Origin of the sequence: Cellulophaga tyrosinoxydans, assembly GCF_900176415.1 — a bacterium.
GTDB lineage: Bacteria > Bacteroidota > Bacteroidia > Flavobacteriales > Flavobacteriaceae > Cellulophaga > Cellulophaga tyrosinoxydans.
On sequence record NZ_FWXO01000001.1, the window covers coordinates 1,143,445 to 1,163,199 of the forward strand.

Annotated in this window: 15 protein-coding genes; 9 read left to right on the forward strand and 6 right to left on the reverse strand. The window is 32.5% G+C overall.

Annotated features, from left to right (window positions below):
- Positions 1-5 precede the first annotated feature (5 nt).
- On the forward strand, positions 6-5,528 hold the full coding sequence (locus B8963_RS05200) for an alpha-2-macroglobulin family protein (protein WP_084060341.1): 5,523 nt from the start codon (positions 6-8) through the stop codon (positions 5,526-5,528).
- A gap of 78 nt (positions 5,529-5,606) precedes the next feature.
- On the opposite strand, the gene B8963_RS05205 is transcribed toward B8963_RS05200, so the two are convergent.
- Both B8963_RS05205 and B8963_RS05210 read right to left on the reverse strand, forming a co-directional pair.
- Positions 5,607-6,038: a hypothetical protein gene (locus B8963_RS05205; protein WP_084060342.1), complete on the reverse strand. Its 432-nt coding sequence runs from the start codon at positions 6,036-6,038 to the stop codon at positions 5,607-5,609.
- A gap of 152 nt (positions 6,039-6,190) precedes the next feature.
- Positions 6,191-6,688 (reverse strand): CvpA family protein, encoded by a 498-nt coding sequence (locus B8963_RS05210; RefSeq protein ID WP_084060343.1) that lies wholly within the window; start codon positions 6,686-6,688, stop codon positions 6,191-6,193.
- A 151-nt stretch (positions 6,689-6,839) separates the two neighbouring features.
- Between B8963_RS05210 and B8963_RS05215 the strand changes: the two genes are divergently transcribed.
- The 6 genes from B8963_RS05215 to B8963_RS05240 all read left to right on the forward strand — a co-directional run bounded on the left by B8963_RS05215 (position 6,840) and on the right by B8963_RS05240 (position 13,125).
- Positions 6,840-7,196: a hypothetical protein gene (locus B8963_RS05215; RefSeq protein ID WP_084060731.1), complete on the forward strand. Its 357-nt coding sequence runs from the start codon at positions 6,840-6,842 to the stop codon at positions 7,194-7,196.
- Positions 7,197-7,199: 3 nt separating this feature from the next.
- Entirely contained in the window at positions 7,200-7,502 is a 303-nt protein-coding gene (locus tag B8963_RS05220) for an antibiotic biosynthesis monooxygenase family protein (protein ID WP_084060344.1), read from the forward strand.
- A gap of 14 nt (positions 7,503-7,516) precedes the next feature.
- On the forward strand, positions 7,517-9,865 hold the full coding sequence (pbpC, locus tag B8963_RS05225) for a penicillin-binding protein 1C (RefSeq protein WP_084060345.1): 2,349 nt from the start codon (positions 7,517-7,519) through the stop codon (positions 9,863-9,865).
- A gap of 207 nt (positions 9,866-10,072) precedes the next feature.
- Positions 10,073-11,194 (forward strand): helix-turn-helix domain-containing protein, encoded by a 1,122-nt coding sequence (locus tag B8963_RS05230; RefSeq protein ID WP_084060346.1) that lies wholly within the window; start codon positions 10,073-10,075, stop codon positions 11,192-11,194.
- 87 nt (positions 11,195-11,281) lie between these two features.
- Complete coding sequence (locus tag B8963_RS05235; protein WP_084060347.1) at positions 11,282-12,616, forward strand: hypothetical protein; 1,335 nt, start codon at positions 11,282-11,284, stop codon at positions 12,614-12,616.
- Positions 12,610-13,125 carry a hypothetical protein gene (locus B8963_RS05240; RefSeq protein ID WP_143312473.1) on the forward strand — a complete coding sequence of 172 codons (516 nt, stop codon included), beginning with the start codon at positions 12,610-12,612 and terminating at the stop codon, positions 13,123-13,125. Before B8963_RS05235 ends, B8963_RS05240 begins: the two co-directional genes overlap by 7 nt.
- Before the next feature lie 131 nt (positions 13,126-13,256).
- Here B8963_RS05240 and B8963_RS05245 read toward each other — a convergent pair whose 3' ends face one another.
- A complete protein-coding gene (locus B8963_RS05245; RefSeq protein WP_084060349.1) occupies positions 13,257-14,258 on the reverse strand; it encodes an NAD(P)H-dependent glycerol-3-phosphate dehydrogenase in 1,002 nt (333 codons plus the stop codon).
- Between the two features lie 171 nt (positions 14,259-14,429).
- Between B8963_RS05245 and B8963_RS05250 the strand changes: the two genes are divergently transcribed.
- Positions 14,430-15,353 carry a nicotinic acid mononucleotide adenyltransferase gene (locus tag B8963_RS05250; RefSeq protein ID WP_084060350.1) on the forward strand — a complete coding sequence of 308 codons (924 nt, stop codon included), beginning with the start codon at positions 14,430-14,432 and terminating at the stop codon, positions 15,351-15,353.
- 196 nt (positions 15,354-15,549) lie between these two features.
- Positions 15,550-17,130, forward strand: coding sequence for a SulP family inorganic anion transporter (locus B8963_RS05255; protein ID WP_084060351.1), 1,581 nt, complete (start codon positions 15,550-15,552; stop codon positions 17,128-17,130).
- 72 nt (positions 17,131-17,202) lie between these two features.
- Here B8963_RS05255 and B8963_RS05260 read toward each other — a convergent pair whose 3' ends face one another.
- From B8963_RS05260 to B8963_RS05270, 3 genes are read right to left on the reverse strand one after another with little or no spacing between them, the layout of a single operon-like run.
- A complete protein-coding gene (locus B8963_RS05260; RefSeq protein ID WP_084060352.1) occupies positions 17,203-17,682 on the reverse strand; it encodes a c-type cytochrome in 480 nt (159 codons plus the stop codon).
- Between the two features lie 43 nt (positions 17,683-17,725).
- Positions 17,726-18,688, reverse strand: a complete 963-nt coding sequence (locus tag B8963_RS05265) for a YheT family hydrolase (RefSeq protein WP_084060353.1) — start codon at positions 18,686-18,688, stop codon at positions 17,726-17,728.
- 6 nt (positions 18,689-18,694) lie between these two features.
- Positions 18,695-19,669: an NAD(P)H-dependent flavin oxidoreductase gene (locus B8963_RS05270; protein WP_084060732.1), complete on the reverse strand. Its 975-nt coding sequence runs from the start codon at positions 19,667-19,669 to the stop codon at positions 18,695-18,697.
- Positions 19,670-19,755 lie beyond the last annotated feature (86 nt).

Here is a 19,755-nt window from a genome sequence, read left to right on the forward strand (position 1 = left end):
TATTCATGAACATTAGACTTTTCTCTTTAGCATTCGCTGTTTTATTTATTTTTAGTTGTAAAGACAAATCAATTGATTTTAAAAATCAATCTGATAATTTAAACAGGTATCAAGAATACATTTCAGAGGTAACCCATGGGATCATAGCTTCAAAGAGTGATGTTCGTGTTGTATTAAAAGCTCCTGTTACATCGTGGAAAAATGGTGCAACGCTAGATAAAAGTCTTTTTGAAGTGTCTCCTAGTGTAAACGGAAAAGTAATTGCGCTAGACGATAGAACCATTGCTTTTGTTCCTGAAAACGGATTTAAACAGAATACAGAGTATTCTTTTACATTAGCGCTTGGCGACATTGTAAAAGATATACCTAAAGATCTTGAAGAGCTTACTTTTTTAGTAAAAACAATAGAACAACAGTTTACTATTTATACCAATCCAATACAGTCTTACTCTAAAGAAAAACAGTATATAGAAGGTCAATTACGCAGTGCAGACCTACTTACTTTAGATATTGCCCAAAAATTAATACAGGTAAAACAAAACGGAAAAGATATTAAAGTAAAATTTGATTCTTCAGTAAAAGAGGGGACATTATTTCAGTTTAAAATTGATAGTATTCAAAGATATACCGAAGATTCAAATTTAGAGGTAGTATGGGATGGCTCTAAATACGATATTAATAGCAAAGGAAGTAATACCATTGTAATACCAGGTAAAAACAATTTTGTTGTGTTAGATGTTATCGTGGAAAACAATGAAAAACCTCATGTGTCAATTAACTTTTCTGACCCACTTAAAAAAGGCCAAAATTTTAAAGGTCTTGTAGTTTTAGAAGGGGATAATAATTTAAAATATAGTGTAAATGGTAATACCTTAAAGGTCTACCCGTCTATTGAAATTACTGGCACTGCTTTACTAGAAGTATTTAACGGAATAGAAAGCGTTGATGGGTTTAAATTAAAAACAAAATATGAAGAACGTATAGCTTTTGAACAAATTAAACCAGAGGTTAGATTACTTTCAAACGGTACAATACTACCATCATCCAATAATCTTAAAATAAATTTTGAAGCCGTAAATCTTAAATATGTAGATGTTACCGTATTGCGCATTTACGAAAATAATGTACTTCAGTTTCTTCAAAACAATAATATAAATGGCAATTATAACCTAAAACAAGTAGGTAGACCAGTAGCTGCTAAAAAATTGGAGCTTCAAAATAACTTAACTGCAAATAACGGTAAATGGTCTGCGCATGCTCTAGATTTAAAATCTATTATCACTCCTGAACAAGGCGCTATTTATCATGTAGAGTTTTCATTTAAACCTTCTTATAGTTTATATAAATGTGAATCTACAAATTTTGACACTGCTAAAGAAGAATCTGAAGATTACGATTCAGAAAGTGAAGAAAGTTCATGGGATGGTGTTGAAGAATATTACGACGATTATTACTATTACGATTATAACTGGAATGAACGCGAAAACCCATGCCATACTTCTTATTATTATGACAAGAAAGTATCTATAAATGTTTTGGCGAGTGATATAGGTGTAACTATTAAAAAAGGATTGAATAAAAGCTTTTTTATTGCTGTTAATGATATTGTTTCTACCGCACCAATGGCAGGAGCAAAAGTTGTTTTTTATAATTATCAGCAACAACCTGTGGGTTCTGTTACCACAGATGATAAAGGCATGACCTTTTTTGATGCCACGAATAATCAAGCCTATTTTGCCATAGTTGAAAAAAATGGGCAAAAAACTTATATTAAATTAAATGACGGTAATGTTTTATCTGTCAGTAAGTTCGATGTTTCTGGAGTAAAATTACAGAAAGGCATTAAAGGATTTATTTTCGGCGAACGTGGTGTGTGGAGACCTGGCGACAATATATTTTTGTCTTTTATGCTCAATGATAATGCAAACAAACTTCCAACAAACCACCCTGTAAAATTAGAACTATTAGACCCGTATAACAAAGTGGTTTATAAAGAAGTAAAAACATACGGATTAGATAATTTTTACAATTTTGAGTTAAAGACTGATGAAAATGCACCAACAGGTAACTGGTTAGCTAAAGTTACAGTCGGTGGGGCATCGTTTACAAAAACTATTAAAATTGAAACCATAAAACCTAATAGGCTTAAAATAAGAACTGATTTTGCTAGCGAAATTTTAGATGGTTCTCAACCTGTGAGAGGAACAATGGAAGTAAAATGGTTACATGGAGCCATTGCTAAAAATTTGAAAGCAGATATTACCGCTAAATTCAATACAAAAACAACCACATTCAAAAATTATCCAAGTTATGTTTTTGATGATCCTTCTCGTAGTTTTTCAAGTGAAGATCAAGTAGTTTTTAATGGTAAGGTAGATGAGGAAGGCAAAGCAAATTTCAGCATTAGCCCTCAATTAAGTGGTAATGCTCCTGGAATGTTAAATGCTGCCTTCATTACTAAAGTTTACGAAAATGGAGGCGATTATAGTACTGATGTGTTTACTAAAACCTACTCTCCTTTTGATACTTACATAGGTTTAAATGTTCCAAAAGGAGATAAAACCAGAGGAATGCTACTTACCGATGTTAAGCATAATTTTGAGGTAGTTACTGTTGATGAAAATGGTAAGCCAAAGGCAAAACAAAATTTAAAAGTTACGGTACAAAAAGTAAGCTGGAGATGGTGGTGGGACAATTCGGCAGATAATCTATCTTCATATAGCAGTAGTGAATATTACGAGAAGGTTTATGAAGAAACTATTAATACCTCTTCTAACGGTAAGGCAACATTTAATTTTGAACTTAAATATCCAGATTGGGGTCGTTATTTAGTTCGTGTTGAAGATCAAAATGGCGGACATGCCACTGGAAAAACTATCTATATAGATTGGCCAGGATGGGCAGGAAAATCTCGTAAAAATGATCCATCAGCGGCAACAATGTTATTATTTTCAACGGATAAAGAAAATTATAATGTAGGCGAAAAGGCAGTCATTACTTTTCCTAGTTCGGAAGGTGGCAGAGCATTGGTAACTGTAGAAAACGGGAGTGAAGTTCTTGAATCACTATGGGTAGAAACTAAAAAGGGAGAAACGAAATTTGAACTTCCGATAACCGAGTTATACACACCAAATATTTATATAAACATAGCATTATTACAACCGCATGCATCTACCTTAAACGATTCTCCAATTAGAATGTATGGTGTTGTTGGAGTTGGAGTTGAAAATCCAAATACCAGATTAGTGCCTCAAATTTCAATGCCGGATGTTTTGCGTCCTGAAGAAAGCATAACAGTTAAAATAAACGAGAAAAATAAAAAAGCAATGACCTATACCATTGCAATAGTTGATGATGGCTTGTTAGATCTAACTCGTTTTAAAACTCCAGATGCATGGAGCTCATTTTATGCAAAAGAAGCTTTAGGAGTAAAAACTTGGGATATTTATGATGATGTTATTGGTGCTTTTGGAGGTCGCATAGATCAAGTATTTGCAATTGGTGGAGATGATGAATTAGCAGGAGCAAAAAATAAAAAAGCAAACAGATTTGAGCCTATTGTAGTTCATTTAGGTCCTTTCAGCTTAAAGGCAGGCGAAGCTAAATCACATACTATTAAAATACCAAAATATGTGGGGTCTGTAAGAACCATGGTTATTGCAGGTAATGCTGAAAAAGAAGCCTATGGAATGGCAGAAAAAACGACGGCTGTGCGCAAACCGCTTATGGTTTTAGCATCATTACCACGTAAAATTACACCGGGCGAAAAAGTAACATTGCCAGTTACCGTTTTTGCAATGGAGTCTAAAGTAAAAAATGTAACGGTACGAATTAAACAAGACAAATCATTTAAAATAGTAGGTGATGCAACACAATCACTTACATTTAGTCAACCTGATGAAAAAATGGTTTATTTTGATTTGGATGTTGCCGATTTTAAAGGCATTGGAAAAGTAATTGTTGAAGCTTCTGGTGGTGGCGAAACAGCATCATTCGAAATTCCTATTGATGTGGTAAATCCAAATCCTTTGACAACCACAATTCAAGATGTACAACTTGAGGCAAATAGTAGTCAAACTATAAATCTGGAGACTTTTGGAATTTCTGGAAGTAATACGGCGAGTATAGAATTCTCTACACTACCACCTATGAGTTTTGATGGTAGAATGCAATATTTAATTCAATACCCACATGGGTGTGTTGAACAAACTACATCAGCCGCTTTCCCACAGTTATTTTTGAATGATATTTTTGATATGTCTTCCGCTAAGAAAAGCGAAACTCAGAAAAACGTTAATAATGCTATAAAACGATTGGGCGGTTTCCAGAGACCAAATGGTGGATTCTCTTATTGGCCAGGTCTTGGCAGTACAGATGATTGGGGAACAACCTATGCTGGACACTTTTTATTAGAAGCGGAGAAAAAAGGATATGTAATGCCTATAGGCTTTAAAACAAATTGGGTAAAATACCAACAGAATACAGCTAAACAATGGCGATCAGGAGGTAATTATTCAGATCTTGCACAGGCATATCGTTTATATACTTTAGCGCTTTCTGGAAATGCTGATGTGGCTTCAATGAATAGATTACGAGAAACTAACGGAGTTTCTAATGAAGCAAAATTTAGATTAGCTGCGGCTTACGGACTTGTAGGTCAGGATAATGTAGCACAGCAAATTTTAAAAACGGCTAGCGTAGATTTTGACAGCTATAAATATAACTATTACACCTATGGTTCATCGGAAAGAAATCGCGCTATGGCTTTGGAAACGTATGTGTTAATGAAAGACAAAACGAAGGCTCAAGAATTGGCTAAAACTATTGCAAAAAGTTTAAATGAGCAAAGATGGATGAGTACTCAAAGCACATCTTATAGTTTATTAGCCATGGCAAAATTTGCTGAAATGGTGGGTGGAAAAGGCATAAAAGCAAGTGTAACTGTAAATAGTAAAACAGATAATATAGCTACAAGTAAAACTTTAGCGAGTAGAACCTTGGAAATTAAAAAAGGTACTAACTCAATTCAATTAAAAAATTTAGAAGGCAATTTGCTATATGTTAGTATTGTAAATAGTGGAATATTACCGGTTGGAGAGGAAAAAGAAATTCAACGTAATTTAGCCGTACGAACAACTTTTAAAGGTCGTGATGGTTCTAGTATTAATATCTCCTCAATAAGTCAGGGAACAGACTTTGTTGCTGAGGTAACGCTTACAAATACTACGGGTAATGCAATTAACAACATGGCTCTTTCTGAGATTTTCCCTAGTGGTTGGGAAATTGTAAATACACGATTTACAGATTTTGGAGATTTTGCACAAAATGATGTCACGTATACAGATTTACGTGACGATCGCGCTAATTTCTATTTTAATATGAATAAGAATGAAACCAAAACATTTAGAATTCTTTTAAATGCCTCGTATTTAGGCACCTATTATTTGCCAGGAGTACAAGTTGAAGCAATGTATGATAATGATTATGTTGCTAGAACCAAAGGGCAATGGATTAAAGTTGTTCAATAAAATTTATAGCTTTTTAAATACAAGAAACCCCATAATTTATGGGGTTTTTCTATTTATGAGAATTATGTAATTTAATGTTTAAGATGCGCTGATAACTGAGGTTCTCGTTATTTTAGCCCATTCAATAGCTTCCTTTAAAGATGAATACCGGTAAATATTAATATTCATAAAAATTTTCTCTAGAATAGTATTAGAATAGCCTTTTTTGGTATAGGTAACAATACCATAAGCTTTAAGTCTATAATTATTCTTAAAAAATTGCAGCCAACCCAAAGGGTTAACCGAATAATTGTTAATTCTGTTAGTGATGTAAATTAAATCTTCACCATTTTGATCATAGAGGTTAGCAATTTCGCCGCTTACCATTTTCCCATGTTTTTCCCATGAATAAACTACGTCTTCATTGATTTCAGCTACAACGAAACCTTCAAATAAAAAATAATTACCAAAACTATAGTTTAGCTCGTTAAAGGCTTCTTTATAAAATGGTGTATTTTTAATACTAATCAAACTCAGGCTTTTTAAGTTACACTTCAAAGATAAATATGATGGTTTTTTTAATAGAAAAGTTTCGACCAACTACCTTTTAACATACTTAAAACTAACTTTTTAGCTGATGAACAGGGCTTAAATGATATAAAAAATAGGCTGTTTTTTACAAGTTATTCAATATCATTAGGTTTATAAAGCACCTTACTGAACACAAAAGCACCAATTTCTTTAATTGGTTTATACAGTTTAGATTCGCTTTTGGTTTCATCATTTATAAAACTAAAAGTGTTGTTCATGCCATCGAAAAATATTAAAAAGGCGCCTATAATTACTGCTACTTTTACGGTTCCGAAAATTCCTCCAGCAATTTTGTTTAGTAAACCAAGCATGGCAAAATCAGCAATTTTGGTAAGTAATTTAGCTGACAAATGAACAAGAATTACAATGGCGACAAAGGTAATAACGAATGAAGTAATATTCATATACTTTTCATCCCATTCCATATTTTTAGATAAGTAATCTCCAGCTATATATGAAAAATGAATAGCACCATATATACCTGCAATTAATGCAATAAGAGAAGCCAACTCCACAAATAAACCATTTTTAAGTCCTTTGTATAGCCCATAGGCTAGTAATAACCCTAATATTATATCTAAAAAATTCATATTACACGCTTTAAAACAAATATAGAACTTTGATTTGTACCTTTGTAATTCGTTATTCTAATTTACAAAAGTTCAGACATTTAGTTTCAGAACAATATAGATTGGAACGTAAGCTTTTATAATGCAAAAAAGTCTAAATAAGGGAAAATTAATGTCAAGAGATATACAGTTAAAAGAGCGTTGGGAGCTGCTTGTAGAAAAGCTATCTGCACAGTTTGCCGACGGTGATCCTTTAGAGCTAGATGCCATAATTTATTTAGTGGGAGTTCAAGAATTAGGAAAATATCATAGAACCTATAAAAAAGATGAAAAGTTAGATTTAATGCATATTGCTATTTGTAGGTTATTAGAACCTTACGGATTCTATGCTTTTGATTATTTTGATGAAGAAGGATGGCCACATTATACCATTAAAGAAGAATTGCCACCACTAAAAGCAGGGGAACAATCTGTTTTAATGAAAGAAGCCATTGTTGGATATTTTATAGATAAAGAATATATTCAGTAAAGAATGAAAAATCCATATTATGCTGTAATTTTTACCTCTACCAGAACTCCTGGAGATAATGGGTATGGTGAAATGGCTGATAAAATGGTGGAATTAGCCAAGCAGCAAACAGGTTTTTTAGGAGTAGAAAGTGCTCGAGAAGAAATAGGAATAACGGTAAGTTATTGGGAGAGCCAAGCTGATATCGCTAATTGGAAAAAAAATACAGATCATCTATTTGCTCAACAATCAGGAATCAAGAATTGGTATTCATGGTATAAAGTTCGTGTTTGTTTAGTTGAAAGAGAATATGAATTTCAGAAGTAAGAATTCTTTTTTATATGAAAGAGCAAATACTTCGTATCTTAAAAAACCACCCAAAAAAACTTATTACCTTGGTAGTAATATCAATTGCCTACTATTTTTGTTTGCCTAAAACGCTATTTAAATCTCCAACTGCCACAGTGGTAGAAAGTAAACAAGGAGAATTATTAGGTGCTAAAATTGCAGATGATGGTCAATGGCGTTTTCCAGTGGTTGATAGCGTGCCCTATAAAATAAAAGTTTGTCTTCTTAATTTTGAAGACGCTTATTTTTACAAGCACCCTGGTTTTAATCCTATTTCAATGTTTAAAGCCATAAAATCAAATATCTCAGCAGGCAAAACGGTACGCGGTGGCAGTACTATTACGCAGCAAGTAATTAGACTTTCTCGTGAGCAACAAAAAAGATCGTATGGCGAAAAATTTATAGAACTTATACTTGCCACCCGCTTAGAATTGCGATTTTCTAAGGACGAAATATTACAGTTATACGCTAGTCATGCGCCCTATGGTGGGAATGTTGTAGGTTTAGAAATGGCATCATGGCGCTATTTTGGTCTGCAACCGCATCAATTATCTTGGGCCGAAGCAGCAACACTTGCGGTATTGCCAAATGCTCCAAGTTTAATATATCCGGGTAAAAACCAAGCGAAATTACTAACCAAAAGAAACGGACTGCTTAAAAAATTATTGGATGAAAAAATTATCGACAATACCACTTACGAATTAGCATTATTAGAAGAATTACCTCAAAAGCCTTTCGCACTGCCGAGTATGGCATCTCACTTTGTGCAGTATGTTGCCAAAAACAAAAAAGGCGAGCGAGTGCATAGTTCTATTGATCAAAATATTCAGCAAAATGTAAATTCAATTGTTAAAAAATATTACCATACACTACAACAAAATGAAGTTTATAATGCTGCGGTTTTGATTTTAGATGTAAGGACGAGAAAAGTTATAGCTTACGTAGGGAACACCCCAACCGATAAATTTCATGAAAAAGATGTTGATATGGTACATGCCAATAGAAGTACTGGAAGCGTCATGAAACCTTTGTTATATAATGCCATGTTAGATGCCGGGGAGTTGCTCCCCGATATGCTTGTGCCTGATATTCCAACACAAATAGCGGGTTATACTCCAGAGAATTTCAACGAAGAATACACTGGAGCAATCGAGGCAAAGAAGGCCTTAGCACGTTCTCTAAATATTCCTGCGGTACGGTTATTACAATCGTATGGTTTAGAAAAATTCCGTGATCAATTGGATATTTTTAAATTAGGGGGACTCACAAAATCTGCGGATCATTACGGGCTTACTTTAATTTTAGGTGGTGCAGAAAGTAATCTGTACGATTTATGTAAAACCTATGCTAATTTAGCTTCAACGGTAAATCATTTTAACGAAACATCTAGCGAGTATTTTAAAAACGAGTTTGTCGAACCTATTTGGACACAGAATGCCAGTATAGATTTTGGATCTAAATCTACAGAGAAAACTGTTTTTGATGCGGCAAGTATTTACTTAACTTTTCAAGCCATGAAAGAAGTAAATAGGCCAGAAGGAAGCGAGTCTTGGGAATTTTACGATTCTAGCAAAGAAATTGCTTGGAAAACAGGTACTAGTTTTGGAAACAAAGATGCATGGGCAATTGGCGTAACAACGGATTATGTTGTGGGCGTTTGGGTAGGAAATGCAGATGGAGAAGGTAGACCAAATGTTACAGGAGTTACGAGTGCAGCACCCATACTTTTCGATGTTTTTGATGTGCTTCCAACATCAAAATGGTTTTTAGCACCTTTAGATGAATTTACAGAGGTTACCGTTTGTGCAGAAAGTGGCTTTTTAGCATCTCCTATTTGTCCAAAAAAAAATATTCAAATACCTAATAAACAGAATTACGTTCCAGTTTGTAATTATCATCAAACCGTGCATTTAGATCAGAATAATCAGTTTAGAGTAAATTCTTCTTGTGCAGATTTGTCCCAAACAAATGCAGCGTCTTGGTTTGTGTTACCTCCGCTCCTAGAATATTATTATAAAAAATCGCATCCAACGTACAGATCATTACCTCCTTTTAGATCAGATTGTATCAGTACTAACACACCAACTATGGATTTTATTTATCCTAAAGATGGCGCAAGCATTATTCTGGCTAAAAATTTTGAGGGCAAAAAAAATCAACTTGTGCTTAAGTTGGCGCATGCCAAACCAGAGACTAAAGTATTTTGGTATTTAGATAGTACTTTTATTAAAGAAACTAAAGATTTTCACGAAATAGCAATTCTCACAGAACCTGGCGTACATACCATATCTGTAGTAGATGCCTTAGGTAATGAAGCTAGCGTGAACATTATTGTGAATTAAGTAATATTATTCTTTATTTAAAAAAAGCAGAGTTTCAAAATAGAAATTTCTGTAACTAAATGTTTTGCATTTTCTATAATTGAAGGGGTGGATAGAAAAGCTTCCAACATGATAGTAGATAAATGATTTAATTTTAAAAAATAACAGTGTCTGTAGAAAAATTGTAATTCTCTTTAAATCTGATTATTTTCGAGAAAAAACTTTAAAATGGAACAAGGGCTTCATTATAATTTTTTAAATACTCTTATGTTTTCCGGGATTATATTTGGTATAACCTTCTCAATTGTTAATCTTTTAAATAAGAATAAAAACTCTAAAGCAAAAACTCTTCTTATTATTACTGTTTTAAGTTTAACCCTTAGTAATTTACAATATTGGTTAATTGATATAGGTATTAGGGATAAATATCAAATTCCCAAAGTAGTTTACGTACAGTTTGAACTTCTAATACTTCCATTTTTTTATTTATTTATCAGGAATTATATTCAAAAAAAAAGCAATAAAAAGATTATTTATTTGTTACTATTTCCTTTTGTTTTGGGGATGACCTATCAAATTTTAGCATATATAATGTATTTAGAAAGACCATTATTGAAAAAATACAATCTAATCGCAGAGATTTTGACGTTGTCTTTTTCAATAATATTGATTTTCTTAAGTTTTATTGAGATTAATAAATTCGAGAAGTTAAATAATAAACTTGATTACAATAAAATTGGTATTAGTACCAATTGGCTTAAATATAGTATGATTTCGGGTATCATTTTAATTATACTTTGGATTTTGACCACTCAGTTATTTTATAATAATAATCCAAGTGGAATAAAAATTTATTACCCTTTATGGATAGGTATTTCCATAGTCATTTATTGGATAGGTATTAAAGGACTTATTGAGCTCAGAGTTTATTATGAGAGAAGGGTTATTAGAAACACTTATCACGGAGTACAAGAACATAAACCAACTATTGATAAAAAAAATTCGAAGGGAAATATTTTATTTCAGCAATTATTAAATGATTTTGAAAACCAGAAAATTTACTTAAATCCAAATCTTTCTTTAGATGTTTTGGCTGCAAAATATAATGTTAGTAGTGGTTATTTATCACAAATAATTAATAAGTATTCTGACGAAGGATTAGCAGATTTAGTAAATAATTTACGGATTAAAGAAGCACAAAATATGCTTTTAGACAAGTCATTCGAAAATTATACTATTGAATCTATTGCTTTAGAATCAGGATTTAATACTAAAACTAATTTCTACAAAGTATTTAAAAAATTAGTTGGCCTTACACCTAATGAATACAAAAAAGTACAAAATTTATAGTTTTCTTCATATAGTTTACACTATCCGATAATATGGCGATATTTTTGCTCCCATCATCCTTATTTTAATTTTGTTAAACTAAATATTATGAAAAGCAAAAAAAACATTTTTAAATTATTTACACTAATAGTAATTCTTTTATCTTTTAATTGTAGCAAAGAGGTTGTTGACAATACTAGTTTGGAAGAATCCAATTTAGAACAAAGTGGACTAACCACTGTGCCTTTAGAAAATTCATTAGAATTTTTTAAATCAGTTAATTTAAATGAACAAAGTAAAAAACAAAAAGGGATTAATAGTATTGATTTAAATATAGAAATAGAAACACTGGAGCAAATTACTCTTACGAATACAGATGCTAAGTTAAATATTGCAAAAGCAACTACTAAATATAAGGATGTTGAAACACAAGTTTTGCAAATAGTAATAGATGGTAGGTTACAGACCGTACTTTTACATCATATTCCTGAAAAAAGCACTAAAATGGATAAATTATACTCTAGTAAAACAGACTCGCCTTTTTCAGGCTCAATTTATTCAACTGATTTTTCTGGCACTATATTAAGTGGTTTTAAAATTTCTAATGGTAATATCCTTGGATCTTTTAATTTTTTCACTAATTCATTCAGTACAAATCCATGCTATGGAATTACCTGTGGCATAGAACTAGATGAAGTAATTGTGAGCCCACCTCCTGCTAGTACATATAATTATGTGTCTGCATCAAGTCAGACTTCTGCATTTTATTATCAATGGAATCGATCTCAAAATAATTATTCTTCAATGGGAATGGCATATGCTAACTATTATAGATCAATTGAGTTACAAAAATGGAATAATATTACAATCGAAGAGAGTGGTCCTAAAATCGACCCTAAAGAAGCAACCAAATGTTTTGATAAAACAAAAGGCTCAAAATTGACTATATATATACAACAACCTACTGAAAATTCGTTAGAGTTAATTGGAGAAAATAATGTAGGTCATGTTTTTGTAGGTATAGAGCAAGATGGTATTAGGAGAGTTTTTGGTTTTTACCCACCTCCAACAGCTACAAATGCTGGCATTGCAGTAGGTAATGATTATGTTTCCGAATTAAGAGATAATAGCGGTGAATTATACCATGTTAGTATATCTACAAATATTAATGCAACTCAAATGAGTAATATTATTCAGTATGTGCAAAATCATCCTAAAACTTACAATTTAAATAATTATGCATGTGCAGATTTTGGTATTGCGGTTGGAAATCTTGGAGGATTGAATCTTCCCAGCACTAAAGTAAGTGGAGGTTTTGGTCTATTTAATGGTAGAAGCCCAGCAAAACTAGGTCAAGAAGTTAGAGCTGCAAATACAAGCAACAATAGAGTGATTAATAAATCAAAAGGAAACGCCCCTTCAAAAACAAATGAAAAATGCTAAAAATATTTAAAATTAATAGTTCTTTGATGATACTTCTTATTTTGTTTTCTTGTTGTAAGTCTTTTTCCCAAAAGGATACAGAAGAACAGGTTATAGGTAATTTCTTATTGGATTTATATGATAAGAATATTTCTGCTGAAAAAGTAGTGGATAAATATTTGATTTTTTCGGTACAGAAAAACCCTGGAGGAGTAATAGGTCGTGACGTGGCTATACAACACATCTTAAATATACGGCTTAATAAAAAAGATACTCAAAATTGGTTAATGCCAACTAATAATATTTCTAATTTAAAAATTGAAAATATAGTTGATTATAAAAGTCATGAAATTTTAGATAAACAACTTTTTTTTACTTATTCAAATGATTCATTAAAAAAGGATATTTATATTCTTTTGAATGAAGAAAAAAATGAGATTTTACAATATTTTTTAATAAAAGATAATAAAATCAGAGCGTTTTCTTTATTTGTCAAAACAAATGATGCTAGTTTCTTTACATATGATTAAATCTGTTCGATAGGTTTTAAAAACGTATGTATAATAAATTATCATATGAATGAATTATTTTAGTTGAGTCCAATACAATAATGGTACGGATTTTTAAACCGTACCATTTAGAAAAAATTAGAATTTATCATTTAATCCAATTTCTCGGTCAAGTCTTTAAATACTTTTTTGGCATTTTTATCATTGTAAAGCACTTGATAAACGGCATCTAAAATAGGAGTTTTGGACTTTTTTTTACGCTTATTGTTGAGTTCAAATGCACTTTTGGTTGCATAATATCCTTCCGCTACCATTTTCATTTCCATCATGGCACTTTTTACGGTGTAGCCTTTACCAATCATATTTCCGAACATACGGTTACGACTAAAAACAGAATACCCAGTAACCAATAAATCACCCAAATAAGCCGAATTGTTTATGTTGCGCTTCATACTGTGTACACGTTTTATATAACGCTTCATTTCACGAATAGCATTACTCATCAGCACACTCTGAAAATTGTCGCCGTAGCCTAATCCGTGGGCAATTCCTGCAGCAATAGCATAAATGTTCTTTAGCATTGCCGCGTATTCTGTGCCTATGATATCATCAGAAGTTTTGGTTTTTATATAATCGCTGCTTAAATGCTCAGCAACAATTTCTGCTTTTTTCTTATCGGCACATGCAATGGTTAAATAAGATAAACGCTCTAGTGCCACCTCTTCTGCATGGCAAGGACCAGTAATTACACCTATGTTTTTATACGGAATATCATATTTATCATGAAGGTGTTCCCCAACAATTAATCCTGTTTCTGGAACAATACCTTTTATGGCAGAAAATACAGTTTTGCCTTTTAATGAAACTTTTAAATTGCCAAGTTCATGTTCTAAAAAGGCAGAAGGAATAACAAAAATAATGATGTCTGAATTCTCAATTGCTTCGTTAATGTCGTTTGTTAAAACCAATTGGTTTGTATCAAACTCCACCGAACTTAAATAGTTTGGGTTATGGCCTTGTGTTCTTATATGCTCAATAGCATCTGTATTGCGCATAAACCATTGCACGGAATCCACGTTTTCGGTCAACATTTTTACAATAGCCGTTGCCCAACTTCCTCCACCTAATACTGCAAATTTTAAATCTCTATTCATAATTCAATCTGAAACGAAAGAAAGGTAATCAATTCTTTATATGATTAACAAATTTTTCTGCGGTTACAAAATTACTTAAAATCAAATCAATATAAAATATTGATAATCAGACTTATAAAAATCTTGGCACGAGAATTGTTTTATAGCTAATAACATTTAAAATATGCTATTATGAAAACAAAACTACTATTCGGACTTATATTTTTAGGAGTATTAGCATCTTCTTGTTATACAGAGGTAATCATAGAAGATGATTACATTATTGAGGAACCTGCATTTAATGTTAACCAAGTACTTGGTTCAAGTGAACTTTGGTATGTAGATATTAATGCCACAAAAGGAAATGGAGAAGTGCCCTTTTTGCAACGAGCATTTACAGTATCATTTCGTCAGGGAACAATGTTCGCAAATAATAATATTGCAGGTATTGGTAAAAACGGTAACGGTTTTGGTGTGGATGTTGGTGCTTATAATGGCATAAGCGGTATTGTGGAGATTAACCATGATATTGATGGGTTTTGGCAATTGGAAGTTTTCGTATTAAATAATAGAACAATTGAACTTTATGATCGTAGATCCAATACTTCATATTACCTAAAAGGGTTTCAGCGTAATAATTTTGATTATGACATGCTTTTCTATGAAAATATTCAATATTTTTTACAAGAATACGATGTTTGGGAAAAAATTTATACAAGTCAAGCTGGTGCGTTAAATGACTTTGATGATGAAAACTTTTTGCAATTTCTTTCTGGAACGAATGGGGATTATTTTAGATCGTCAATAGATAGTCCAGGAACGGGAATAAATAATGTTCAATGGGATTTTGAAGGAGACTATCAGGTATATGATGTTGCTAATGATGCTACACTCAAAACCATTACCTTAAGTTATGATTTTTTAGGCAATGATTATTTTGAGTTATATGTAATAAATGATAGCACAATAGAATTGTATCATCCAAATAGTGGTACTACGTACGAATTTAAAGGAAGAGGTTATATACAGTATTTAAAATCTGAAAATACTGCAACATCTAAAAAGAGAGTAAAAGTTAAAAATCCAGTAATGAATGTTACTAGACAAAAGAAATAATTAAAAATAGTTTTAGTTGGTTGGTTGTTAAAACCGCTGTACTTGTAAAAAGGTATAGCGGTTTTTTTTAGTAGGAAAAACAAATAATGAAATTTCAATAAAAATAGTAAGTGGATAATGTGAAAACCGTTATAATAGAGCTAGATGTGAATGGTCTTAATGAAAAGTAGTACTTTTGCGCCCTTAATTTAGTGATGTGAAAAAGTACCTTAATTTATTCGATTTTAAACAAAAAGTAGATTACAAGACGGAAATCCTTTCTGGATTAACAGTAGCTTTAGCTTTAGTTCCAGAAGCAATTGCCTTTGCTTTAATACCAGGATTTTCTCCATTAACAGGATTGTATGCTGCTTTTGTTCTAGCTTTAATTACGTCAATATTTGGTGGTCGTCCAGGAATGATTTCTGGTGCAACTGGAGCTGTTGCAGTAATTTTTGTTGGTTTAATTTTAGAATTAAAACGCACCTTTCCAGGCATTGAGCCAGAAACAATATTGAATTACGTTTTTGCCACCGTAATTATTGCTGGCGTTTTACAAATTTTAGCTGGTGTTTTGCGTTTAGGAAAATTTATAAGACTAGTGCCACATCCAGTTATGTTTGGTTTTGTAAACGGATTAGCGATAATTATTTTTATGGCACAGTTTCCTAACTTTTATGCCAAAGGAACCGAAGATTTATTATCAGGTACTGCGCTGTACACTATGTTAGGACTTACCTTATTGACCATGATAATTATTTGGGGTTTACCTAAATTAACTAAAGCTATACCCTCTTCATTAGTGGCTATTTTGGTGGTTTCTGCTATAGTAATTGGTTTTGGAATAGACACACTAACGGTTGCGGATACAATGAAAGAAGGTCAAACCATAAATGGTGGATTTCCACCAATTTCTATACCACAGATACCGTTTACGCTAGAAACTTTTAAAATTATTTTCCCTTTTGCAGCCATAGTTGCTGGTGTAGGTTTAATAGAAAGTTTATTAACCTTAAATATTATTGATGAAATTACCGATACACGCGGTAGTGGAAATAAAGAATGTGTAGCTCAAGGAACTGCCAATATACTTTCAGGGTTTTTATCTGGAATGGGTGGTTGTGCAATGATTGGGCAGAGTTTAATTAATACCTCTTCAGGAGCTAGAGCGCGTTTATCAGGGATTACTGCGGCGGTTATGTTATTGGTATTTATCATGTTTGGGTCTAGCTTAATAGAGCAATTACCAATGGCTGCATTAGTAGGCTTAATGTTTATGGTGGCCATCGGAACATTTGAATGGGCTAGTTTTAAAACGTTCAGAAAAATGCCTAATTCTGATGTGATTGTGATGGTTTTGGTAACTTTAATAACGGCAATAACTCATAATCTCGCGGTGGCTGTTTTATTAGGAGTTATTATATCTGCATTAGCCTATTCATGGGAAAATGCAAAACGTATTCGTGCCCGTAAAAGTGTGGATGAAAATGGAGTAAAAACCTATGAAATCTACGGTCCTTTATTTTTTGGATCTACAACAGCTTTTTCTGAAAAGTTTGATGTACCAAACGACCCAGATGAAGTAATCATAGATTTTAAGGAAAGTAGAGTTGCGGATATGTCTGGAATTGAAGCCTTAAATAAACTTACAGAGCGTTATAAGAAAGTAGGTAAAAAGGTGCATTTAAAACACTTAAGTAAAGACTGTATTAAACTATTAGGGAATGCCGCTGATATCATAGATGTAAATGTTTTAGAAGACCCAACTTATAAAGTCGTTGCGGATAAGGTGAAGTAACTAAGCTTATAAATAGAAAAAAGGCGTTTACAAATTTATGTAAACGCCTTTTTTATCAAGTATTTTTAATAATTATAGTGTTCTCAAGTACTCTGCAATGGCACGAGTATCTTCATCAGATAAATTGTTGTTGAGCATTATCGCGTTATTATACTCTTTAAGCAAGGCCTTAGCAATTGGATCTTCCTTGATCATTTCCGTAGGGTTCGCAAGCATGTTCATTACCCAAGCTGGGTTTCTTCTTTCATAAACTCCTGATAATGCAGGGCCAATCATTCGTTGGTCTGCCATGTGGCAAGCTGTACAAACAGTATTGTATTTTGCTTCACCAGCTGCTGCTAACTCTTTATTTATTTCGGCAGGGAATTTAATATTTTTATAAGGACCTATACCTTCATTATCCATATCTACTGGAACTCCTTCTGAAACTTCTTCAGATTTTTTTTCAGTTTTGGTGCGATTCATTTCAAAACCATCTTTCTTTTCTTCTTTTTTTTCACCACAACTTACAAATAGAGCGGTAGCAACTAAAAGGCCAAATATTTTTTTCATTCTGTTTATGTTTTTAAAATACTAAGATAACTAATCTACATATTTAAAATAGTTCCTTCAGAAAATTAATTGTTCTTTTTTCTGTGTAAGTAGAATTATTTTCTCCGTAAAACCCAACATGGCCGCCATATTTTGGAATTTCTAAATGTAGATATGGATTGTTTTCTGCCTCCTTAATGGGATAACACTCTTGACCTAAGAACGAGTCGTTTTTACTATTAATGATTAAAGCAGGAATTTTAATATTAGGTAAAAATTGTAAGCAACTAGATTTGGTGTAATAATCTATTGCATCAATAAAACCATGTGCTTTACTGGTGTAAATATCATCAAAATCTTTCAAGGTTTTAATTTTATTGATGTCCTTATCGGCTATTTCATCAGAAAATATAGTTTGTTTTATGCGTAGCTTTTCTACTAAATGTTTTTTAAATCTGGCTGCATATAAAACATTTTTAGGTTTTAAAAGTTGCTTTAAAGAGCTGTGCAAATCGCATGGAACAGATACAGCAATTGCTCCTTTTATTTCTTTAGGAATTTCATTTCGCTCGCCAAGAAATTTTAAAAGAAGATTGCCACCTAAACTAAAACCATGAAGATAAATTTCAGCATAGTTACTGGAGTTTACTATATGATGAACTACAGCTTCTAAATCTTCTGTCGCACCCGAGTGATAAGATCTAAATAGGGCATTAGTTTCACCGCTACAACCTCTAAAATTAACAGCGCAAACATCATAACCATTCGCATTTAAAAGTTTGGCAGCTCCAGTAATATAAGGTCTTTGCGCATTTCCTTCTAAACCATGAAGCACAATTACTACCTTTTTAGATTTTTTAATGGAATAACTCCAATCTAAGTCAAGAAAATCGCCATCAGGCAATGTAATTCTATCTCTTTTTTGTTCTAACCCATTAACTTTTCTTATTACCCCAGAGTAAATAGTTGAGAAATGTCCGTTTTTGAACAAAAAAGGCGGTTCGTAAGCAGATGAAATTAAAGGCATATGTCTTTATTTCGGGAAAACTTTTAATAGTTCTAATTGTTCTTGAATAGCAGATTTGAATTCTGTTTTTAGGTTAGCTACTAATTCTGAAACAGATTCTACATCATCGATCATAGCTACACCTTGTCCAGCAGACCATATGGTTTTCCATGCTTTAGCCTCAGTATTTAGTTCTTTACCAAAATCAATTTTCACATCTTTCTTTAAGTCTTCTTCGGTGATACCAGCAGCTTTTAAACTAGCCCCTAAGAAGTTGGCATGTACACCAGAAATTGAAGCTGTGTATACAACATCACTAGCACCTGCATCAATAATCATTTGGCGATATTCATCCGTTGCCTTGCTTTCTTTTGTATTTATAAATCGCGTTCCCATATAGGCTAAATCCGCACCCATTTGCATGGCTGATGCAATATCTCGACCAGTACTTATACAGCCAGAAAGCAGAATAGTTTTATGGTAGAATTTTTTAATTTCAGCAACTAGTGTCATTGGATTTATGGTTCCTGCATGTCCACCTGCTCCGGCAGCCACAAGAATTAATCCGTCTACACCAGCTTCGGCAGCCTTTTCTGCATGCCGCTTTTTAATGATATCATGAAAAACAAGCCCGCCATAACCATGTATAGCGTCAACAACCTTAGCAACAGCTCCCAAAGAAGTTATGATTAAAGGAACTTTATGTTTTATACAAAGTTTAAGATCTGCCTCTAATCTTGGATTGGTATTATGAACAATTAGGTTTACACCAAAAGGAGCGGCTTTTTTACCCTTTTCCAATTCAAAGGTTTTTAAAGCTTCTTTAATTTCAATTAACCATTCCTCAAAACCTTCACTTGTTCGCTGGTTTAATGCGGGAAAAGTACCTACAATTCCATTTTTACAACATTCAATTACCAATTGTGGTCCTGATATTAAAAACATTGGAGCCGTAACAACGGGTAGAGCTAAATCATTTATAAATGGAGCTTTTTGATGCATATGTTTTGTTTTAAAACTATAAAAATAGGGAATAAATTTTAGGTGTTTTGCACCTCGATTTATCAAAACTATGGTATTTTTGTGAT